Consider the following 18,771-nt stretch of genomic DNA (forward strand, 5'->3'; position numbering starts at 1 on the left):
TCTTCACGCCCTCTTTCGGGTCTTCGGCTTCGCCTTCAGGTAGGGCGCCAGATACTGGCCGGTGTAACTCCGGGAGACCTTGACCACGTCTTCCGGTGTGCCCTCCGCCACGACCTCGCCGCCGCCGGTGCCGCCCTCGGGGCCGAGGTCGATGATCCAGTCGGCGGTCTTGATGACCTCCAGGTTGTGCTCGATCACCAGCACGGTGTTGCCCTGGTCGACCAGCGCGTGGAGCACCTCCATCAGCTTTTCCACGTCGGCGAAATGCAGGCCGGTGGTCGGCTCGTCGAGGATGTAGAGGGTGCGGCCGGTGGCGCGGCGGCTCAGCTCCTTCGACAGCTTCACGCGCTGCGCCTCGCCGCCGGACAGGGTCGTGGCGGGCTGGCCGATGTGGATGTAGCCGAGGCCCACGCGTTCCAGCGTCTCCAGCTTGTCGCGGATGCCGGGCACGGCCTTGAAGAACTCCTTGCCCTCTTCCACGGTCATGTCCAGCACGTCCGCGATGGTCTTGTCGCGGTAGGTGACCTCAAGCGTCTCGCGGTTGTAGCGCTTGCCGTGGCAGACGTCGCAGGTGACGTAGACGTCGGGCAGGAAGTGCATCTCGATCTTGATGACGCCGTCGCCCTGGCAGGCCTCGCAGCGTCCGCCCTTCACGTTGAAGGAGAAGCGGCCGGGGCCGTAGCCGCGGGCCTTCGCCTCCGGCAGGCCGGCGAACCAGTCGCGGATCGGCGTGAAGGCGCCGGTGTAGGTCGCGGGGTTGGAGCGCGGGGTGCGGCCGATCGGGGACTGGTCGATGTCGATGACCTTGTCCAGATGCTCCAGCCCCGTCAGCTCGTCGTGCTCCGCCGGGTGCTCGCGGGCGCCCATCAGCTTGCGCGCCACGGCCTTGTACAGCGTCTCGATGATCAGGGTGGACTTGCCGCCCCCCGATACGCCGGTGACGCAAGTGAAGGTGCCCAGCGGAACGCGCGCCGACACGTTCTTCAGGTTGTTGGCGCGGGCACCCTTCACCTCCAGGAACTGGCCCTTGTGGCCGGTCCGGCGGACGTCGGGCACCGGCACGAAGCGGGTGCCGTTCAGGAACTGGGCGGTGACGCTGTTGGGGTTCTTCTGCACCTCCGCCGGCTTGCCTTGGGCGATCACGGTGCCGCCGTGCTGGCCGGCGCCGGGGCCCATGTCCACGAGGTAGTCGGCGGTGCGGATGGCGTCCTCGTCATGCTCCACCACGATCACGGTGTTGCCGAGGTCGCGCAGGCGCTTCAGCGTTGCCAGCAGCCGGTCGTTGTCGCGCTGGTGCAGGCCGATGGAAGGCTCGTCCAGCACGTAGAGCACGCCGGTCAGGCCGGAGCCGATCTGCGAAGCCAGCCGGATGCGCTGGCTCTCGCCGCCGGACAGGGAACCGGAACCGCGGCTGAGCGTCAGGTATTCCAGGCCCACCGCGTTGAGGAAGCCCAGCCGTTCGTTGATTTCCTTCAGGATGCGGTAGGCGATCTCCTTGTCCTTTGGGCGCAGGTGGTCGTTCAGCGTGCTGAACCAGCCGGCCGCGTCGGCGATGGACATTTCGGAGGCCGCGGAGATGTGCAGGCCATGCACCTTGACGGCCAGCGCCTCCGGCTTCAGGCGGGCGCCCTTGCAGGTCTCGCAGGGCTGGGACGACTGGTACTTCGACAGCTCGTCGCGCATGAAAGCGCTTTCTGTCTCGCGGTAGCGCCGTTCCAGGTTGTTGACGATGCCCTCGAAGGCCTTGTGCGTCTGATAGCTGCGCAGGCCGTCGTCGTAGGTCATGGTGATCGGCGACCCGTCGGAGCCGAAGAGGATGGTCTGCTTGACCGCCTCCGGCAGGTTCTCCCACGGGGTGTCCATGCCGACGCCGAAATGCTTGGCGATGCTCTCCAGCGTCTGCACGTAATATTGCGAGCTGGAGCCGGCCCAGGGGGCGATGGCGCCCTTCTTCAGCGACAGCCGCTCGTCCGGCACGACCAGCATGGGGTCGAAGTAGATCTTGCTGCCCAGCCCGTCGCAGGCCGGGCAGGCGCCGAACGGGTTGTTGAAGGAGAACAGGCGCGGCTCGATCTCCGGGATCGTGAAGCCGGACACCGGGCAGGCGAACTTCTGCGAGAAGACGGTCTGCTCGTGGTTGTCGGCGTTCTCCACGAAGACGATGCCGTCGGCCAGCCCGAGCGCCGTCTCCAGCGAATCGGCCAAGCGGTTGCCAAGCCCCTCGCGCACGACGATGCGGTCCACCACGACGTCGATGTCGTGCTTCAGCTTCTTGTTGAGCGCCGGGACCTCGTCGATCTCGTGCATGGTGCCGTCGACGCGCACGCGCTGGAAGCCGCGCTTGCGCAGGTCCTGGATCTCCTTCTTGTACTCGCCCTTGCGGCCCCGGATCAGCGGCGCCAGGAGGAGCAGGCGCGTGCCCTCCGGCATGGCCAGGATGCGGTCGACCATCTGGCTGACCGTCTGGCTTTCGATCGGCAGGCCGGTGGCCGGCGAATAGGGGATGCCGACCCGCGCCCAGAGCAGGCGCATGTAGTCGTAGATCTCCGTCACCGTGCCGACGGTGGAGCGCGGGTTCTTCGACGTCGTTTTCTGCTCGATGGAGATGGCCGGCGACAGCCCCTCGATCGAATCGACGTCCGGTTTCTGCATCAGCTCCAGGAATTGGCGCGCGTAGGCCGACAGGCTTTCCACATAGCGCCGTTGGCCCTCGGCGTAGATGGTGTCGAACGCCAGGGACGACTTGCCGGACCCCGACAGGCCGGTGATGACGATCAGCTCGTCCCGCGGCAGGTCGACGTCGACGTTCTTGAGGTTGTGTTCCCGCGCGCCGCGGACACTGATGTGCTTGTTCATGGAGTGTTCTTAGCCGAAACGGGGAGGGAAGGGAAGATGCTTGAAGGCCGGACAGATATGTGGCAGGCGCGACCGAATTGCCACCGTCGCGCCGCGCGCATCATCCTGTTTTGCCGCCGATTCGGCCGGTGGTCCGTTGGGAAAGGCGGGGCAGGGCGAAGGAATCTGTTTCACGGGCCAACGGACTCTGCTATATTTGTTCACGGAGTGTTCTCTTCCGCGCGGGCCGGGCGGGTTGGTTCGAGCGGAAGGGGCGACGCGCTCCGCGGCGGTTGACCCGCGCCCTTGCGCCATGCTTTGTGAAGCGTGGGCGGGGCCGGGCAAACAGACAAACCGGCCCTGCGAACAGGAACCCTCGGCATCTGGACGCCCTTCCGCCGGGCGCCCGAACGGGTCGGAGAGGATGCTGGGACACCCGCGCTAGGAGACACGTGCGATGAATGTATGGACGTTTACGGGGCGCCTGGGCGCGGACGGCGAGTTGCGCTCCACGCAGAGCGGCGAGAAGGTGCTGGGCTTCCGCGTCGCCAACGACGTCGGGTTCGGCGAGCGCAAGACCACGCAGTGGGTCGATTGCTCCATCTGGGGCCGCCGCGCCGAAGCGCTGGCCCCGCACCTGACCAAGGGCAAGCAGGTCGTCGTGTCCGGCGAGGTCACGATCCGCGAGTATGAGAAGCGCGACGGCACCCGTGGCGCCGGCCTCTCCGTGCGTGTCAACGAGATCGACTTCACCGGCGGCCCGCGTGAGGGCGAAGGTGGCGGCGGTGGTTACGGCGGCGGTGGTGGCGGTTACGAGTCGCGCGGCGGCGGCGGCGGCGGCTACGGCGGTGGTGCCGGCGGCGGCGGCGGCGGTTACGGTGGCGGTGGTGGCGGCGGTGGCCGCAGCGGCGGCGGCGCTCCGCCCCGCCACGACGACCTGGACGACGAGATCCCGTTCTGACGACCGGGCTGTTCTGATCCGGTCAAACGCGTTTCGACGGCGCCGCGGAGTTCTTTCCGCGGCGCCGTTCGTCTGTGTGGCGGGCTGGTGTCCGGGACGGGTTCAGCGCGGGCCCGGGTTCGTGGCGCGGTACCAGTTCGTCGCGTCCGTCGTTCCAGGCAGCGGCGCCGGCTGGCCATTGCCGGCGATCGGCGGAAGGGCGGCGAACTGGTCGGGGCTCATCCCGGTCAGCATCAGGGCCTGACGCTCGCTGGAATAGCGGAGGTTGCCGGTGTCCACGGCCACCCGGCGCTTCAGCGGGTAGACCGGCGCGCCGCTGGCCACGAGAATCTGGACGGGTTCGCGGCTGGGCGTGACCACCACGTCTTCGACGGTGCCCAGGATGCGGTCGGCTTCCGCCGACTGGACCGACAGGCCGACGAGTTCCAGCGGCGAGATCGACGCCATCGGTCGCGGCGGGTCGCCGGCTTCCGCGCAGGCGCCGAGAGCGAGCAGCGCGCCGGCCGCGAGCAACCGCGCCGCGACCCCGCCAACTCGACATGGGCCGACCGATGATGGACGTCCTGGAATGGTCCGCATCTGTGCCTCCTCCTTCGCTTGGGCATCGCTTGGGCACAGCTGTAACGCGGCAGGAAGGCGAATGGATCGAAGCGGGGGCCGAAGTTTCCTCCGGCCCCCGTCCTTGACGGGTTTCCTCCGTGGGTTTGGATCAGGTGAAGACGTAGTCGCGCCCAGCCTGGAGCCCCGTGGCGTCCACCGCGAGGGAGGAGCCGTCGCGGAAGGAGAAGAGCGTCCCGGTCTGGGTGGTCGATACGCTCATCCCGCCGGCCGTGTAGCCCTGGAACTCGATGCGGTCGATCCCCCGCTCGAAATACTGGATGTCGTCGTGGCCGAAGCCACCGGTCCCCGCCTGCATCCGGAAGATGTCGGTCGTCGCGTCGTAATAGCTGACCATGTGGTCATTGCCGGCTCCGGGCACGAACAGGTCGTGACCGTCGTCGCGCAACGTGTCCACCAGCCAGTCGTCGCCCGCCCCGCCGAACATCGTGTCGTCGCCGCGCCCGCCCTTGATCGTGTCGTTGTCGGCGCCGCCGTCGAGCCAGTCGTTGCCGGCCCCGCCGAACAGCTGGTCGTTGCCGGTTCCGCCGTACATGCTGTCGTTGCCGGCGTCTCCGGAATAGGGATCGCCGAGCCAATCGTTTCCGGCACCGCCGTTCAGGTAATCGTTGCCCAGGCCGCCGGCGAGCGAATCATTGCCACCACCGCCGTAGATCGAGTCGGCGTCGCTGGACCCGGTGAGGCGGTCCGCGGTTTCCTTCCCCCAAAATTTGGCCATGGTTCCTCTCCGTGAATGGTTAACAGATTGTTAACACCGGAGCGGGGGAGGAGGAAAGGTAAAAAAATCCTTTATTCGCGTGAACCAAATTTTGCCACTGACCCAGCCTGTCTTGTGCACTCTGTGTTTTCGCGTTGTTTCCGTTTCCGAACCATTGGATTGTTCGAAGGTTCGCTTGTTCGAATACTGTGTGATGTGGCGGGCGCTGCGCGCGGCTGGTCACGGGATCGGCCAGGAGTCTTCGGTCAGCGCTTCCTGGGCGGCTACGGTGATGGACAGGTTGCGCGGCGCGCAGAACAGATTGAAAGCGCCCATGCCGGGGAACAGATCCTCGGTCGCACCCCGGAAGTTTTGCGGATTGAAGTAGACGGGCAGGTGCCACCAGGCACGGTAGCCCAGCGCGTGGATCTGACGGATCAGCGCCGGGGAGTGGTCGCGCCGATCGTTCTCCACATAGAGGAAGGGGCGGCAGCGGGCGATGGTGTCGGCCGCGCCAGCCAGGACGGCGCCCTCCATGCCCTCCACGTCGGCCTTGATCAGCCGGCACCGCGGAAGACCAAGGGCGTCGATGGTTTCGATCGGAACCGTCAACCCGCCATCGGCATCGTTTATGGCGAGACCGCCGAAATTGTCCGGCTGCATAGGGTCGAGCTGGGGCACGTCCACCGAGCCCGCCTCCGCTCCGACGGCGGCGAGCCGCGTCTCCACATTCGTCAGTCCGCCGAGCATGACGTTGGTGCACAGCATCTGGTGCACGATGCGCTGCGGCTCGTAGGCGACGACCCAGCCCTCCGGACCGGCGGCGTGGGCGAGCACGACGGTCAAGGCGCCGATGTTGGCGCCGGCCTCGACCACGACGTCGCCGGGCCGGACGAGGAAGCGGAGGAAGGCGGCCTCGGCTTCCGAATACTCGCCGTAGACGTCCAGGCTTCGCCCGACATAGACGTCGTTCGGGTTGTAGATCATGCGCCCGTGGCGGCAAGCGCGGATGCGGCCGAACCCGCCTGGCAAGTCGATGGCATCGGCGCTCATCCGACGGAACCCCCCTCTGCTGGTGAGGGGATTATCGCCTTGTGACGGTGCCGGCTTCAAGCGCAGGCCGCGCATGGCAAAGGCCGGCGCGCCCGCGGACGCACCGGCCTGTGTCGGGGCTAGAATCAGGCCTGGGTCGGGGTGGGTTCGCCCGGGCTGGGCTCGCCGGCGGGCGGCGGCATTTCCGGCGGGACGTCCGGATTGGACGGCACGGGATAGGGCTGCGGCGTGCTGGGCTGGGTCGGCTCGGGCGTCGGCGTGCCGGGGCTGGGGATCTCGCCGGGGCCACCCGGGGTCATGGGGTCGCTCATCGCAGAAACCTTCGATTGTTGAAACGTTTCGATGGGCCGGGTGGGCGGTTACTGGACCGACCGTTCGACGGCGCGGCCGCCGGCCTTCAGATCCTGCCCGGCTCCCTCGACCGTGTTGCAGCCGGCAAGCAGCGCAGCGAAGGTCAGAATGAAGCTGGCAAGCGCAATCTGGCGCACGGGGAACTGCATCGTGCGGCTCATGATCCCGAACTCCTGTGTGGCTGGTGTTGCCGTGATCAACGCCGCTTCGCGCGCCTTGGTTCCGGGCCGTGCGTTGGATTTGCAACAGGGCGGAAGGGGGATGCGCTACCACTTGACGTGGTACGCCGCGTGGTGAAGATGGCCGGCTCCGCCGCCGCCCGGCCAACTGGCCCCCAAACGACCGAAACGTCATGACCGACACATCGCTTCCGACACCCCGGATCACCGACCGCCTGCGCGCCCATGTGGGCGAACTGCTGCGGCTGGCGGCACCCGTGATCGTGTCGCGTGCCGGTCTGGTGGTGATGATGGCGGTGGACACGGCCATTGTCGGACGCTACAGCGCGCAGGAACTGGCCTATTACGGGCTGGCGCACCTGCCCTCCAACCTGATGATCACGACCGGCGTCGGCCTGCTGATGGGCGTTGTCGCCACCACCGCCCACGCGCTGGGCGCGGGGGACGAGCGGGAGTGCGGGCGCGTCTGGCGTCGGTCGATTCCCTACGCGTTGCTGCTGAGCGTGCTGTTCGCGCTCGGCTCGCTGGCCGGCGGGCCGTTCTTCCGCCTGACCGGCCAGTCGCCGGACTTGGTGGAAGGCGGAGCAGCCGTTTTGGCGGTGCTCGGCCTCGGCGCACCGGGCATGATGCTGTACGTCGCCACGGGCTTCTTCCTGGAAGGGCTGAAGCGGCCGTTGCCGGGCATGGTCGTGATGATCGTCGGCAACCTGGTGAACGCGCTGCTCGCCTGGGCGCTGGTCTGGGGCCATCTGGGCTTTCCCGCCCTGGGGGCGGTCGGCTCCGCCTGGGCGACCACGGCGGTCCGCTGGGTGATGGGGTTGGGCCTCGCCCTGTACGCGTGGCGGATGAGCGACCACGAGCGCTGGGGCGTTCGGGCCCCGGTCGGCGCCTGGTGGCGCGACAGCCACCGGCAGAGGCACCTGGGCTACGCCGCGGGCCTCAGTCTCGCGGTGGAGAGCGGCGCCTTTGCGACGCTGGGCCTGTTCGCCGGCATGATCTCGCCGCTGGCGCTGGGCGCCTACACAGTGGGGCTGAACCTGACCGCGCTGCCTTTCATGGCCGCGGTGGGGCTGGGCTCCGCCACCGCGGTGCGGGTCGGCGTCGCCTACGGCCGGCGCGACCGGCTGGACATGGCGCTGGCCGGCTGGACCGGGCTGGGCGTGACCAGCCTGATCCTGGCCTTCGTCGGCATCCTGTACGTCACCGTGCCGGAACAGCTGGCGGCCATCTACAGCGCCGACCCCACGCTGGTTGAGCGCGTGGCGCCGCTGATCGCCTTCACGGCCTGGGTGCTGGTGGCGGACGGCGGCCAGACGGTGATGGCCAACGCGTTGCGCGGACGCGGCGACGCCTGGGTTCCCACGGCGCTGCATTTCATTTCCTACGCGGTGGTGATGATTCCGGTCTCGGCCCTGCTCGCGTTCGGATGGGGGCACGGCGAACGTGGTCTTTTTGAGGGAATTCTCATCGCCAGTGTGGTATCGGTGACCATCCTTTCGCTGCGTTTCGCGCTGCTGAGCCGCCGCTGAACCGGGATGTGCAGAACAGGGCCAAGAATGGGGGCCGAGTTGGGGAACGACGGAATGGAAACGCCAGAAACCGCTCCGGCCCCGGAGCGTTGAGTGCACCTGCGAAAGCTGGTAGGAATTCTTATATTGCATACAGCGGCCCGCAGGGTCGCGCGGGTTTGCCACCGTTGAACGGAACCGCTGAACGGTCGGGCATCGCCGCAGCCAGAAGAATGAGTTTGTCTCCTTGAGCACGACACCCCTTCCTCCCGCCTCCGATATCGCGCCGGTCACGATCGAAGACGAGATGCGCCGCTCGTATCTCGATTACGCGATGAGCGTGATCGTGAGCCGCGCATTGCCCGACGTGCGCGACGGCCTGAAGCCGGTGCACCGGCGCATCCTCTACGCGATGAAGGAGGGCGGGTACGACTCGACCAAGCCCTACAAGAAGTCGGCGCGCATCGTCGGCGACGTGATGGGTAAATACCACCCGCACGGCGACAGCGCGATCTACGACGCCATGGTCCGCATGGCGCAGGACTTCTCCATGCGCCTGCCGCTGATCGACGGGCAGGGCAACTTCGGCTCGATGGACGGCGACCCTCCGGCGGCCATGCGCTACACCGAGGCGCGGCTGGCCAAGGCGGCGGAGGCTCTGCTCGACGACATCGACAAGGACACGGTCGACTTCCAGGCCAACTACGACGATTCGGGCAAGGAGCCCACGGTCGTCCCGGCGCGCTTCCCGAATTTGCTGGTCAACGGCGCCGGCGGCATCGCCGTGGGCATGGCCACCAACATCCCGACCCACAACCTGGTCGAGGTGGTGGACGCCTGCTGCGCCTACATCGACAACAACGACATCACGCTCGAAGAGCTGATCGAGATCGTCCCCGGCCCGGACTTCCCGACGGGCGGCATGATCCTGGGCCGGTCGGGCATCCGCTCGGCCCTGATGACCGGACGCGGTTCCGTCATCATCCGGGCGAAGACCGAGATCGAAGAGATCCGCAAGGACCGCCTCGCCATCGTGGCGACGGAGATCCCCTACCAGGTCAACAAGTCCAAGCTGATGGAGCGCATCGGCGAGGTCGTCAACGACAAGACGATCGAGGGCATTTCCGACCTGCGCGACGAATCGGACCGCGACGGCGTGCGCGTGGTGATCGAGCTGAAGCGCGACGCCATGCCCGACGTGGTGCTGGCCCAGCTGTTCCGCCACACCCAGCTGCAGACGTCCTTCGGCGTCAACATGCTGGCGCTGAACGGCGGCCGCCCGGAACTGATGAACCTGAAGGACATCATCGTCGCCTTCGTCCGGTTCCGCGAGCAGGTCATCACCCGGCGCACCGAGTTCCTGCTGGGCAAGGCGCGGGAGCGCGCCCACACCTTGGTCGGCCTGGCGGTCGCGGTCGCCAACCTGGACGACATGATCGCCCTGATCCGCAGCGCCCCCGACCCCGTCTGGGCGCGCGAGCAGCTGATGGAGCGCGAGTGGCCGGCGCTGGACGTCGCCCCGCTGATCGCCCTGATCGACGAGCCGGGCCGCGGCGTGTCGGAGAACGGCACCTACCGCCTGTCGGAAGAGCAGGCCCGCGCCATCCTGGATCTGCGCCTGCACCGCCTGACCGGGCTGGAGCGTGACAAGATCGGCGCCGAGCTGAAGGACGTCACCGACCAGATCGCCGACTACCTGGAAACGCTCGCCAACCGCGTGAAGCTGCTGGGCATCCTGCGCGACGAACTGGTGGAGATGAAGGAGCGGTTCGGCAACCCGCGCCGCACCGAGATCCAGGAGCTGGAGTTCGAGGCCGACATCGAGGACCTGATCCAGCGCGAGGACATGGTCGTCACGGTCAGCCAGTCCGGCTACGTCAAGCGCGTGCCGCTGTCCACCTACCGCGCGCAGAAGCGCGGCGGCAAGGGTCGCTCGGGCATGTCGATGAAGGCGGAGGACGCGGTCAGCGACCTGTTCGTCGCCAACACGCACACGCCTCTGCTGCTCTTCTCGTCGCGCGGCATGGTCTACAAACTGAAGGTCTACCGCCTGCCGCTGGGCAACCCGCAGGCGCGCGGCAAGGCCTTCGTCAACCTGCTGCCGCTGATCGACGGCGAGACCATCACCACCGTCCTGCCGCTGCCCGAGGATGAGGCCGTGTGGGCCAACCTGCACGTTGTCTTCGCCACCTCGAAGGGCAACGTGCGCCGCAATCGCATGTCGGACTTCGCCAACATCCGCTCCAACGGCCTGATCGCCATGAAGCTGGAGGAGGAGGGCGAGCGCCTGATCGCCGTCCGCACCTGCTCCGAAGCGGACGACGTCCTGCTGGCGACCAGCGGCGGCAAGTGCATCCGCTTCGAGGTCGCCGACGTGCGCGTCTTCGCTGGCCGCACCTCGACCGGCGTGCGCGGCATCCGTCTGGCCGACGGCGACGAGGTCATCTCCATGACCACGCTGCACCACGTCGACGCCACGCCGGAGGAGCGCGCGGCCTATCTCAAGCGCAAGCGCGAGGAAGGCGTGGACATGGAAGGCGAGGCGGCGCCGGAGGCCGACGAGGTCCCGACCGAAGCCGTCACGCTGACTCAGGAACTCTACGAGGACCTGAGGCGCCAGGAACAGTACATCCTGACCGTGACCGAGCGCGGCTATGGCAAGCGCACGTCGTCCTATGAATACCGGGTGACCGGCCGTGGCGGCCAGGGCATCTGGAACATGGAGATGGGCGAGCGCAACGGATCCATCGTCGCGGCCTTCCCGGTGGAGGCCAAGCATCAGGTGATGATGGTCACCAACGGCGGCCAGGTCATCCGCATGCCGATCCACGACGTGCGCATCGCCGGTCGCAAGACGCTGGGCGTCACCCTGTTCCGCGTCGGCGCCGATGAACGCGTCGTCTCCGTCGCTTCCATCGCGGAGGACGAGGACAACGGGAACGGCAACGGCAATGGCGGCATCGGCGACGAAGCGACGGCCGCCGTGGACACCGACGTGGATGGCGGCGTAGACGGCGGCCTGGACACCGGGACTGCGGACGGCGATGCCGCCCCCGGTCCCGAGGACTCCATCGAATAAGAAAGGGCGGAAGGTACTCCCATGGCCAAGCGCCGCATCGGTGTCTATCCCGGCACCTTCGACCCGATCACCAACGGGCACCTGGACATCATCCAGCGCGCCTCGCGGCTGGTCGATCACCTGATTGTCGGCGTTGCGCGCAACGCCGGCAAAGGCCCGCTCTTCTCCACTGACGAGCGGGTGGCCATGGTGCGGGAGGACGTCGCCGCCCTGAACAATGGCGCCAGCATCGAGGTGCAAGCCTTCGACACCCTGCTGATGCAGTTCGCCGTGGAGATGAACGCCAACGTCATCATCCGCGGCCTGCGCGCCGTCTCGGACTTCGAATACGAGTTCCAGATGGCGGGCATGAACGCGCGCCTGAACCCGAAGGTCGAGACCATGTTCCTGATGGCCTCGGAGAAGCACCAGTTCATCTCCTCGCGTTTCGTGAAGGAGATCGGGCGCCTGGGCGGTGACATCCGCAGCTTCGTCAGCAGCCGCGTGGCCGAGCATCTGGCCGAGCGATTCGCGCTGGAAGCCGGCAACGGTGACAGCAACAAGCATGTGCAGACCCTAAAGCAGGGGTAGGCACCGGCCCGCTTCGCGGGAAAGATACGGCCTTGCAGTGGCCAGGGGTTGACGGGCAAATTTTGCGCGCCAAGGTCAACCCCACGGTTGACCGGCGGGGCATCCCCTCTTATGGTGCGCCCCTCTCCGGCGATCGCGTTTCCAAGCGGTCCAGCAAACAGTGATCCGGTAGCTCAGTCGGTAGAGCACGTGACTTTTAATCATGTGGCCGTGGGTTCGAATCCCACCCGGATCACCATTCTTTCCAAGCGGCTCGCGGGTGGTGACCCGCCCCTTCAATCCCTGGCGGTGATTGCATAGCACGATCGGTGGAGACCGTTGTGACGGCCTCCCCGCGCGTCGGCGGTGTTGGGCACCCCTGGATTACATCGGCCGCACATCGGCGCTGGAATGCGCCTAGCCCTGTTATTCCCAATGCTCCGCGACGGGGCACGCCGAAGCTTCGCAGCGATGGGGGATGACGTGACCGACATCGAATTCATGCACACCGCTCTGGTCGCGGTCCTGTCTCTGCTCGCCGGGTTTGCCGCGGCTTGCTTGTGGATCGTCTGGCTGAGCAACGCGTCGGAGCGGAACTATCGGAAGACGCGGCGGTGGCCGGGGCCGTAAGCGGCACTGGACGCTTGCGGCGCCCGACAAAAGTCCCCGCCCGTTCGGGGAAACGGGCGGGGCAGGAAAACGCATCTCACGCAGTGATCAGCGAGGACTATGGCTGGACGGTAACCGACCGACGCCAGGGCGTCTCATTAACTCCCTGTCATCTTACCCGGTTTCCATCCGACGGAATGTCACAAGGACTGTCATGGCGACGCGGCGGGCGTGATCCTCAGCGGTGGTCGCCGGTGGACATCGCAGCTTGTTCAAGCAGCAGTTCAACACCGGCCACGCGCAGGAACGAACCCGGATAGAGGCGCCTTTCCATGATGCCGTCGTTGATCATCACCTGCGCGTCTGCAAGCGAGATCGGCTCGCCGGCGTAGAAGATCGGGCCTTCCGCGTGCCGGATGTGGTGAAAGAGAATCTGCATCGGCGCCTCCTTCCGTTCTCTTGGGGCCGTCCTCTTAGGGCCGTTCTCATCGGGTAGGAACGCTCTTTCGAGCGTTTTCATTCCCGGACGCAGGGCCCGCGACCGTCGGATTTTGCAAATTCGGGATTTCTGGCACAGACCGGCAACTCCGCTGGCGCAGGCGAAGCGCTGTTACCATCTGTTACACAACAGGCCCCGGCGGACAAATTTGCGTTACGCAAAGGCCTTATGGTGGGTGCGGGTGGTTCGTTGCGTCTGGTTTGCGGAGGAGTCGCCATGCAGCGCCTCACAGGTTGCCTCGCCGTCGCCGTGAGCCTGGGGCTTGGCGCGTGCGCCGTTGTTCCCCCGACCGGCCCGTCAGTGATGGCCATGCCCGGCAAGGACAAGAGCTTCGTCGCTTTCCAGCAGGACGACGCGGAGTGCCAGGCCTACGCGGCCCAGGGCACCGGCACCACGCCGGCTCAGGCGGCGACGGACAGCGCCGTCGGCAGTTCGGTCCTCGGCACGGCGGTCGGCGCCGCGGCCGGGGCGGCGCTGGGGGCGGCGGCCGGCAACCCCGGTGCGGGAGCGGCGATCGGCGGCGGCACCGGGCTCATTGTGGGAAGTGCTGCCGGATCCGCCAACGCCGGGCTTTCCAGCGCGGCGCTCCAGCAACGCTACGATATGCGCTATTCCCAGTGCATGACCGCCAAGGGCGACACGGTTCCCGTGGCGACGGCGCAGGCGCCCTCGGTCGCCTACCCGGCGTACCCCTATGCCTACCCGTATCCTTATTCCTACCCGTACCCCTACGGCTATCCGTACCCGGTCTATGCGTATCCGCGGCCCTATCTGTACGGGCCGGTGGTGGGCGGCACGATCATTGTCGGCGGCGGGCATCACCACCACGGGCATTGGTGATACGCCGGGGTGACACGCCGAGGTGACCGGCCGGGCGGCGGACGCGTCAGGTTCGCGGCGCTTCCACCGCGATGCAGTCGCGCCGGTGCGCCAGCATGCAGTCCTCCAGCTTCGATTGCCGGATCAGCGCGTTGATCAGCCAGTAGCCGACCACCAGAAGGATCACGACGACGACCGCCACGCCGATGTTTGCGGCGTTTCGGGAGCGGTCGTCGTCATGCGGGTCTTCGTTTTGGTCGTGCTTGCTCATGCGCCCGAGTTTGGCGCTGGCGCGGCCGGCGTCAAGCCGCGAACCGGTGCGCGGATTGTGCCCGGCCGCCCTCAAGCCGCAGCGTCAGCCTTCCTGCAACAGCTCGACCTCGACGAACACGATGTCGGAAGGGCCGTCGTTGATGACGTTGTGGCTCACGCCCGCCTTGCGGAAGTAGGAGCGTCCGGGCTCCAGCGGGAACGCGCGCGCGGTGCCCTCCGGATCGACGATGGTGAAGGTGCCGGGGGTGATCGGCACGATGACGTAGTCGAAGCCGTGGACGTGCGCGCCGGTTTCGGCGCCGGGGACCAATCGCCATTCCGTGACCCGGGTGCGCTCGTTCTCGACATGCGACACCGAAACGGCTTGCGGACGCGTGCTCATGCCCTCTCCCTTGGTTTTCTGATGTTGAAAGGGGGGCAGCGTAGCATGCCGGCGGCCTTGGCCTCGACCGTTTGGGCCTGCCGATCCGGCATCCCGGCCATGACAGTAGAAAATGCAGTTTCCCTGTGGGGCGGTTCACAGCCGCGCCAGGCGGCTGCGGGTAGGGTCTGGTCATCGACAACGCCGGGGCAGGGTCCCTGGCCCCACCACACCCAGGGAGACCAACCATGATCCGCACCTCGCTGCTCGCCGGTTTCGCCACGCTGGCCCTGCTGTCCGCCCCGGCCATGGCGCAGAACATCACCAGCCTGAACAACACCGCCGCGGGCGTCGGCAACGTCGCGGTGCAGAACGCCTTCACCAAGCAGAAGGGTGGCGGCTTGCTCGGCGGCCCAAACATCATCAACATGAACAACACCGCGGCCGGCGTCGGCAACCTCGCGGTCCAGAACGGCACCGTGATCCAAAAGACCCCGAAGGTCGGTCCTCTCGGCGTGCCCTTCGGCGGCGGCAACCAGTTCCAGGCCAACAACCTGGCCGCCGGCATCGGCAACTTCGCCAAGCAGAACGCCTTCGGCATCCAGAAGTAATCTCGCGACTTCCACCCGCTATCAACCCACCCTAAACACGCAAAAAAGCAGCGGCGCCCCACGCGAGGGACGCCGCTGCTCGTACTTTTTTCGGAGGTCCGACCATCATCGGTCGCGGTGGAATGCCATTCTGCGATCAAATGCCTTTCCGCTGTGAAGCACCATGCCCGTTCAACCCAGCAAGGGTTGGCTTCGTCACCGGTTCGGTCGGCATATCACAAGCGACAGTCCCGGGGGATTGCCGGAGGCCCGGGAATTGTTTGACGAGTGTGCGGGCAAAAAAATGGCGCCCAGGCAGCGGGTGCCTGGGCGCTTGAGGCATCATGACAGAACAGTTTGCACGGGACTCCGGCCCGGGAGCAAAAAGCCGGAGGGAGACAGGCTCCTTTGGCAAGACCACATGGAAGGAAGCCATGTGTCTCCATCAACCTGCGCGCAGCCTAATATTGCGGTGGTTCGGAAGCGATATCACCTTCGGTGGCATCATAGAGTCGCCCTGTTCCCGAGCTGCCGGCTCGCCAAGGCCGGACTGTGGATGGGGCGGCGGATTGCACTTGCGCCCAACATCATGCTCTCGTATGGTAGTATACATGATCGTTCGTGCGCGGTGCGAATGGCCGGCGCGCCAAAAAATGCGGGTCTAGGGAAGGAAGCGGAGACATGAGGAAAGCACTCACCTTGACGGCCGCGGCGGCCGCGTTGGCGCTGATGACCTTCGGTTCGGCCATGGCGCAGGACGCGCCGGCCCAGGGGGCCAGCCCCCGGATCGACGCGATCCGCAAGGCCGGGGAACTGCGGGTCGGCGTCCTGGCGAACGTGCCCTGGCTGGTGGAGAACACCACCGGCACGGGCGAGGCGTGGAGCGGCCCGGCCTGGGACCTCGCCAAGGAATACGCCCACCGCCTGAACGTCACGCTGAAGCCGGTTCCGGTCAGCCATGAGACGAAGGTCCCGGTGCTCGCCTCAAACCAGGTGGACATGACCATCTCCCCGCTGGCCGAGACGGCGGAGCGGCTGAAGGTCGTCGACTTCGTGATCTACTCCAACACCAGCGTCTGCATGTTCGGGCTGGCGTCGAACAAGAAGTTCGCCGGGGTCACCTCGGTCGACCAGCTGAACAGCCCGGACTTCACCATCGCCTACTACACCGGCGGCGGAGAGGAGGGCTGGGTGAAGGAGCGCTTCCCCAAGGCCAACCTGCGCGGCGTGACCGGGTCCGGCACCGCGCCGGTCGAGGAGATCATGGCCAAGCGCGCCGACGCCGCCCCGATCAACCGCGTGCCGTGGGTCGGCATGAGCAAGAAGGTGAAGGGCCTGGCCGTCCTCCCGAAGGAAAACAACTGCCAGGACAGCAAGGAGAAGGCGAACCCGGTCGGCCTTGCCGTCGACAAGAACCAGCCCGCCTATCTCGACTGGCTGCGCGCCGTCGCCAAGGACATGCAGCCGAAGCTGCAGGCGGCCGAGCAGAAGATCGCCGAGGGACTGTAACGGATCCCGCCGCGCGCCCTGCCGTCCATAGGGAGGGCAGGGCGCCGCCGCCTTTCGCGCGCCAACGGCCATAGGGACGGCCATGGACTTCGACTTCTCGCCGATCGTCGACAACTGGGGATTCCTGGCCCAGGGGTTGCTGATCACCATCGAACTGTCGGTCGCCACCATCGTGGCGGCCACGCTGGTCGGCATCGCGCTCGGCCTCGGGCGGGTCTACGGGCCGGGCTGGCTGCGCGTGCCGCTGACCTTCTACGTGGATTCGATGCGGGCCATCCCGGTGCTGGTCGTGCTGGTGTGGACCTTCTTCGCCTTTCCGCTGGTCACCGGCATCACGCTGCCGCCCTTCTGGGCGGCGCTGGCCGCGCTGACGCTGCACATTTCCGCCTTCGTGTCGGAGATCCTGCGCGCCGGACTGAACTCCATCCGGCCGGGGCAGGTGCGGGCGGCGCGGGCGCTGGGCATGTCGGGCGCGCAGATCGTCCGCAAGATTCTGTTCCCGCAGGCGGTTGTGCGCATGCTGCCGGCCTATGGCTCACTGCTGTCGGTGACGATCAAGGACACGGCCATCGCCTCCGTCATCGCGGTGCCGGACCTGATGCGGCAGTCGGAGACCATCGCGGCGCAGAACTACGCCCCCATTGAGGTCTTCACCACGGCGATGCTTGCCTACTTCCTGATCCTGTTCCCGGTGACGCGCGCCGTCGAGGCGTTCTACCGCCGGGTCGCGCATTTGGGGCGGTCATGACCCTGGACTGGAACGTCGTCTGGCAGTACCGCGGCGACCTCGCCCAGGGCGTGCTGCTGACCATTGCGCTGACCGTCGCGACCATGGCGATCGCCGTTCCCGGCGGCATCGCGGTGATGCTGATGCGGCAGTCGCACGTCCGCGCCGTGTCCTTCGCCGGCACGGTCTTCGTGGAGTTCTTCCGCAACGTCCCGCTGATCCTGCTGGTTTACTGGGCCTTCTACGTCCTGCCCATTCTGACGGACATCCAGTTCTCCGCCTTCGCGACCGGGCTGGTCGCCATGTGCCTGAACGTGTCGGCCTACAACGCCGAGACCTTCCGGGCCGGCGTGAACTCGATCCGCAAGGGGCAGCTGGAAGCGGCCATGGCGATGGGGATGAGCCGGTCGCAGGCCATGCGTAAGGTGGTGCTGCCACAGGCCGTCCGGCGCATCCTGCCGGTGCTGGCCAGCACCTGGGTGTCGCTGTTCAAGGACACGTCGCTGGTGTCCGTCATCGCCGTCGGCGAACTGGCCCACACCGCGCTGCAGATCCGGTCGCAGACATTCCGGGTGCTGGAGATGCTGACCGCCATGGCGGCGATCTACTGGCTGCTGGGCTACCCGCAGGCCAAGATCGTCGACTGGATTCACCGCAAATACGGGGTCACCGAGTGAGCACGACCACCATGGAATCCACCGCCGCCGGCCTCCGCAAGAACGGCGACCAGCCGCCGGTCGTCCAATACGACGGCGTGGTCAAGCGCTTCGGGTCCCTGACCGTGCTGAACGGCGTTTCGGCGCGGGTCAACAAGGGCGAGGTCGTGTGCCTGATCGGCCCGTCGGGGTCGGGAAAGTCCACGCTGCTTCGCTGCACCAACGCGCTGGAGATCGCCGACGGCGGGCGCGTCGTGTTCGAGGGCCAGCCGCTGCCGAAGACGGAGGGCGAACTCCGCCACGTTCGCCAGCGCATGGGCATGGTCTTCCAGAACTTCGAGCTGTTCCCGCACATGACCGCGCTGGAGAATGTCGCGGTCGGCCCGATCACCATCCTCGGCGCTAACCCGGCCGAGGCGCGGGCCAAGGCGCAGATGCTGCTTGAGAAGGTCGGGCTGGGCGCCAAGGGCGGCAACCATCCCAGCGCCCTGTCCGGCGGCCAGCAGCAGCGCGTCGCCATCGCCCGCGCGCTGGCCATGGACCCGGATGTCATGCTGTTCGACGAGCCGACCTCGGCGCTCGACCCGGAGACGATCGGCGAGGTGCTGAACGTCATGAAGCGGCTGGCGGAGGAGGGAATGACGATGGTCGTCGTGACCCACGAGATGAGCTTCGCCCGCCGCGTCGCCAACTGGATCCTGGTCTTCGACGAGGGCCGCGTGATCGAGGAGGGGCCGCCCGCCCAGATCTTCGACGCGCCGACCCACGCGCGGACGCAGTCGTTTTTGAGCCACCTGGGCTGGAACGGCTGAAGAAAAGAATTCACCACAGAGACACGGAGACAGAGAGGGCGTAGTTTCTCTGTGTCTCCGTGTCTCTGTGGTGATTTTTCTTTGGC

Annotated in this window: 20 protein-coding genes and 1 tRNA gene; 12 read left to right on the plus strand and 9 right to left on the minus strand. The window is 66.9% G+C overall.

Annotated elements, in window-relative coordinates; all coding sequences use genetic code 11:
- Positions 1–3: 3 nt before the first annotated feature.
- Positions 4–2,856 (minus strand): excinuclease ABC subunit UvrA, encoded by a 2,853-nt coding sequence (gene uvrA / locus M2351_RS38780; protein ID WP_264661301.1) that lies wholly within the window; start codon positions 2,854–2,856, stop codon positions 4–6.
- A gap of 436 nt (positions 2,857–3,292) precedes the next feature.
- Between uvrA and M2351_RS38785 the strand changes: the two genes are divergently transcribed.
- Positions 3,293–3,796 (plus strand): single-stranded DNA-binding protein, encoded by a 504-nt coding sequence (locus M2351_RS38785; RefSeq protein ID WP_264661302.1) that lies wholly within the window; start codon positions 3,293–3,295, stop codon positions 3,794–3,796.
- Positions 3,797–3,898: 102 nt separating this feature from the next.
- On the opposite strand, the gene M2351_RS38790 is transcribed toward M2351_RS38785, so the two are convergent.
- The 5 genes from M2351_RS38790 to M2351_RS38810 form a co-directional block, all read right to left on the minus strand.
- Positions 3,899–4,375, minus strand: a complete 477-nt coding sequence (locus M2351_RS38790; protein ID WP_264661303.1) for a hypothetical protein — start codon at positions 4,373–4,375, stop codon at positions 3,899–3,901.
- A gap of 130 nt (positions 4,376–4,505) precedes the next feature.
- Positions 4,506–5,132 (minus strand): calcium-binding protein, encoded by a 627-nt coding sequence (locus tag M2351_RS38795; protein ID WP_264661304.1) that lies wholly within the window; start codon positions 5,130–5,132, stop codon positions 4,506–4,508.
- Between the two features lie 219 nt (positions 5,133–5,351).
- Positions 5,352–6,164 (minus strand): FkbM family methyltransferase, encoded by an 813-nt coding sequence (locus M2351_RS38800; RefSeq protein ID WP_319801970.1) that lies wholly within the window; start codon positions 6,162–6,164, stop codon positions 5,352–5,354.
- Between the two features lie 125 nt (positions 6,165–6,289).
- On the minus strand, positions 6,290–6,475 hold the full coding sequence (locus tag M2351_RS38805) for a hypothetical protein (protein ID WP_264661305.1): 186 nt from the start codon (positions 6,473–6,475) through the stop codon (positions 6,290–6,292).
- Between the two features lie 48 nt (positions 6,476–6,523).
- Positions 6,524–6,676 (minus strand): entericidin A/B family lipoprotein, encoded by a 153-nt coding sequence (locus M2351_RS38810; RefSeq protein WP_264661306.1) that lies wholly within the window; start codon positions 6,674–6,676, stop codon positions 6,524–6,526.
- A 191-nt stretch (positions 6,677–6,867) separates the two neighbouring features.
- Here M2351_RS38810 and M2351_RS38815 point away from each other — a divergent pair, with 191 nt between their 5' ends.
- From M2351_RS38815 to M2351_RS38835, 5 genes are all read left to right on the plus strand, one after another.
- Complete coding sequence (locus M2351_RS38815) at positions 6,868–8,223, plus strand: MATE family efflux transporter (RefSeq protein WP_264661307.1); 1,356 nt, start codon at positions 6,868–6,870, stop codon at positions 8,221–8,223.
- Between the two features lie 226 nt (positions 8,224–8,449).
- On the plus strand, positions 8,450–11,281 hold the full coding sequence (gene gyrA / locus M2351_RS38820; protein WP_264661308.1) for a DNA gyrase subunit A: 2,832 nt from the start codon (positions 8,450–8,452) through the stop codon (positions 11,279–11,281).
- Between the two features lie 21 nt (positions 11,282–11,302).
- Positions 11,303–11,851 carry a pantetheine-phosphate adenylyltransferase gene (gene coaD / locus M2351_RS38825; RefSeq protein ID WP_264661309.1) on the plus strand — a complete coding sequence of 183 codons (549 nt, stop codon included), beginning with the start codon at positions 11,303–11,305 and terminating at the stop codon, positions 11,849–11,851.
- A 162-nt stretch (positions 11,852–12,013) separates the two neighbouring features.
- Positions 12,014–12,089 (plus strand) — tRNA-Lys (locus M2351_RS38830).
- A gap of 224 nt (positions 12,090–12,313) precedes the next feature.
- Complete coding sequence (locus M2351_RS38835) at positions 12,314–12,460, plus strand: hypothetical protein (RefSeq protein WP_264661310.1); 147 nt, start codon at positions 12,314–12,316, stop codon at positions 12,458–12,460.
- 217 nt (positions 12,461–12,677) lie between these two features.
- On the opposite strand, the gene M2351_RS38840 is transcribed toward M2351_RS38835, so the two are convergent.
- A complete protein-coding gene (locus tag M2351_RS38840; protein WP_264661311.1) occupies positions 12,678–12,878 on the minus strand; it encodes a hypothetical protein in 201 nt (66 codons plus the stop codon).
- Positions 12,879–13,154: 276 nt separating this feature from the next.
- Here M2351_RS38840 and M2351_RS38845 point away from each other — a divergent pair, with 276 nt between their 5' ends.
- Complete coding sequence (locus M2351_RS38845; protein ID WP_264661312.1) at positions 13,155–13,778, plus strand: glycine zipper family protein; 624 nt, start codon at positions 13,155–13,157, stop codon at positions 13,776–13,778.
- A gap of 46 nt (positions 13,779–13,824) precedes the next feature.
- Here M2351_RS38845 and M2351_RS38850 read toward each other — a convergent pair whose 3' ends face one another.
- Positions 13,825–14,028 carry a hypothetical protein gene (locus M2351_RS38850; protein WP_264661313.1) on the minus strand — a complete coding sequence of 68 codons (204 nt, stop codon included), beginning with the start codon at positions 14,026–14,028 and terminating at the stop codon, positions 13,825–13,827.
- Positions 14,029–14,112: 84 nt separating this feature from the next.
- Complete coding sequence (locus M2351_RS38855) at positions 14,113–14,412, minus strand: cupin domain-containing protein (protein WP_264661314.1); 300 nt, start codon at positions 14,410–14,412, stop codon at positions 14,113–14,115.
- Positions 14,413–14,639: 227 nt separating this feature from the next.
- Here M2351_RS38855 and M2351_RS38860 point away from each other — a divergent pair, with 227 nt between their 5' ends.
- The 5 genes from M2351_RS38860 to M2351_RS38880 all read left to right on the plus strand — a co-directional run bounded on the left by M2351_RS38860 (position 14,640) and on the right by M2351_RS38880 (position 18,685).
- Positions 14,640–15,002, plus strand: a complete 363-nt coding sequence (locus M2351_RS38860; RefSeq protein WP_264656434.1) for a hypothetical protein — start codon at positions 14,640–14,642, stop codon at positions 15,000–15,002.
- 660 nt (positions 15,003–15,662) lie between these two features.
- Positions 15,663–16,490, plus strand: coding sequence for a substrate-binding periplasmic protein (locus M2351_RS38865; protein WP_264661315.1), 828 nt, complete (start codon positions 15,663–15,665; stop codon positions 16,488–16,490).
- 82 nt (positions 16,491–16,572) lie between these two features.
- On the plus strand, positions 16,573–17,238 hold the full coding sequence (locus M2351_RS38870) for an amino acid ABC transporter permease (protein ID WP_264661316.1): 666 nt from the start codon (positions 16,573–16,575) through the stop codon (positions 17,236–17,238).
- Positions 17,235–17,894 carry an amino acid ABC transporter permease gene (locus tag M2351_RS38875; RefSeq protein WP_264661317.1) on the plus strand — a complete coding sequence of 220 codons (660 nt, stop codon included), beginning with the start codon at positions 17,235–17,237 and terminating at the stop codon, positions 17,892–17,894. Before M2351_RS38870 ends, M2351_RS38875 begins: the two co-directional genes overlap by 4 nt.
- Positions 17,891–18,685 (plus strand): amino acid ABC transporter ATP-binding protein, encoded by a 795-nt coding sequence (locus M2351_RS38880; RefSeq protein WP_454464605.1) that lies wholly within the window; start codon positions 17,891–17,893, stop codon positions 18,683–18,685. The genes M2351_RS38875 and M2351_RS38880 overlap by 4 nt, the downstream gene beginning before the upstream one ends.
- Positions 18,686–18,771: the final 86 nt, after the last annotated feature.

The organism is Azospirillum canadense (assembly GCF_025961225.1).
Taxonomy (GTDB): domain Bacteria; phylum Pseudomonadota; class Alphaproteobacteria; order Azospirillales; family Azospirillaceae; genus Azospirillum; species Azospirillum canadense.

What these genes read in the sequence shown, in the direction of transcription:
- uvrA (WP_264661301.1), bottom strand. Translation starts at nt 2,856, where the DNA reads ATGAACAAGCACATCAGTGTCCGCGGCGCGCGGGAACACAACCTCAAG.
- M2351_RS38785 (WP_264661302.1), top strand. Translation starts at nt 3,293, where the DNA reads ATGAATGTATGGACGTTTACGGGGCGCCTGGGCGCGGACGGCGAGTTG.
- M2351_RS38790 (WP_264661303.1), bottom strand. Translation starts at nt 4,375, where the DNA reads ATGCGGACCATTCCAGGACGTCCATCATCGGTCGGCCCATGTCGAGTT.
- M2351_RS38795 (WP_264661304.1), bottom strand. Translation starts at nt 5,132, where the DNA reads ATGGCCAAATTTTGGGGGAAGGAAACCGCGGACCGCCTCACCGGGTCC.
- M2351_RS38800 (WP_319801970.1), bottom strand. Translation starts at nt 6,164, where the DNA reads ATGAGCGCCGATGCCATCGACTTGCCAGGCGGGTTCGGCCGCATCCGC.
- M2351_RS38805 (WP_264661305.1), bottom strand. Translation starts at nt 6,475, where the DNA reads ATGAGCGACCCCATGACCCCGGGTGGCCCCGGCGAGATCCCCAGCCCC.
- M2351_RS38810 (WP_264661306.1), bottom strand. Translation starts at nt 6,676, where the DNA reads ATGAGCCGCACGATGCAGTTCCCCGTGCGCCAGATTGCGCTTGCCAGC.
- M2351_RS38815 (WP_264661307.1), top strand. Translation starts at nt 6,868, where the DNA reads ATGACCGACACATCGCTTCCGACACCCCGGATCACCGACCGCCTGCGC.
- coaD (WP_264661309.1), top strand. Translation starts at nt 11,303, where the DNA reads ATGGCCAAGCGCCGCATCGGTGTCTATCCCGGCACCTTCGACCCGATC.
- M2351_RS38840 (WP_264661311.1), bottom strand. Translation starts at nt 12,878, where the DNA reads ATGCAGATTCTCTTTCACCACATCCGGCACGCGGAAGGCCCGATCTTC.
- M2351_RS38845 (WP_264661312.1), top strand. Translation starts at nt 13,155, where the DNA reads ATGCAGCGCCTCACAGGTTGCCTCGCCGTCGCCGTGAGCCTGGGGCTT.
- M2351_RS38850 (WP_264661313.1), bottom strand. Translation starts at nt 14,028, where the DNA reads ATGAGCAAGCACGACCAAAACGAAGACCCGCATGACGACGACCGCTCC.
- M2351_RS38855 (WP_264661314.1), bottom strand. Translation starts at nt 14,412, where the DNA reads ATGAGCACGCGTCCGCAAGCCGTTTCGGTGTCGCATGTCGAGAACGAG.
- M2351_RS38860 (WP_264656434.1), top strand. Translation starts at nt 14,640, where the DNA reads ATGATCCGCACCTCGCTGCTCGCCGGTTTCGCCACGCTGGCCCTGCTG.
- M2351_RS38865 (WP_264661315.1), top strand. Translation starts at nt 15,663, where the DNA reads ATGAGGAAAGCACTCACCTTGACGGCCGCGGCGGCCGCGTTGGCGCTG.
- M2351_RS38870 (WP_264661316.1), top strand. Translation starts at nt 16,573, where the DNA reads ATGGACTTCGACTTCTCGCCGATCGTCGACAACTGGGGATTCCTGGCC.
- M2351_RS38875 (WP_264661317.1), top strand. Translation starts at nt 17,235, where the DNA reads ATGACCCTGGACTGGAACGTCGTCTGGCAGTACCGCGGCGACCTCGCC.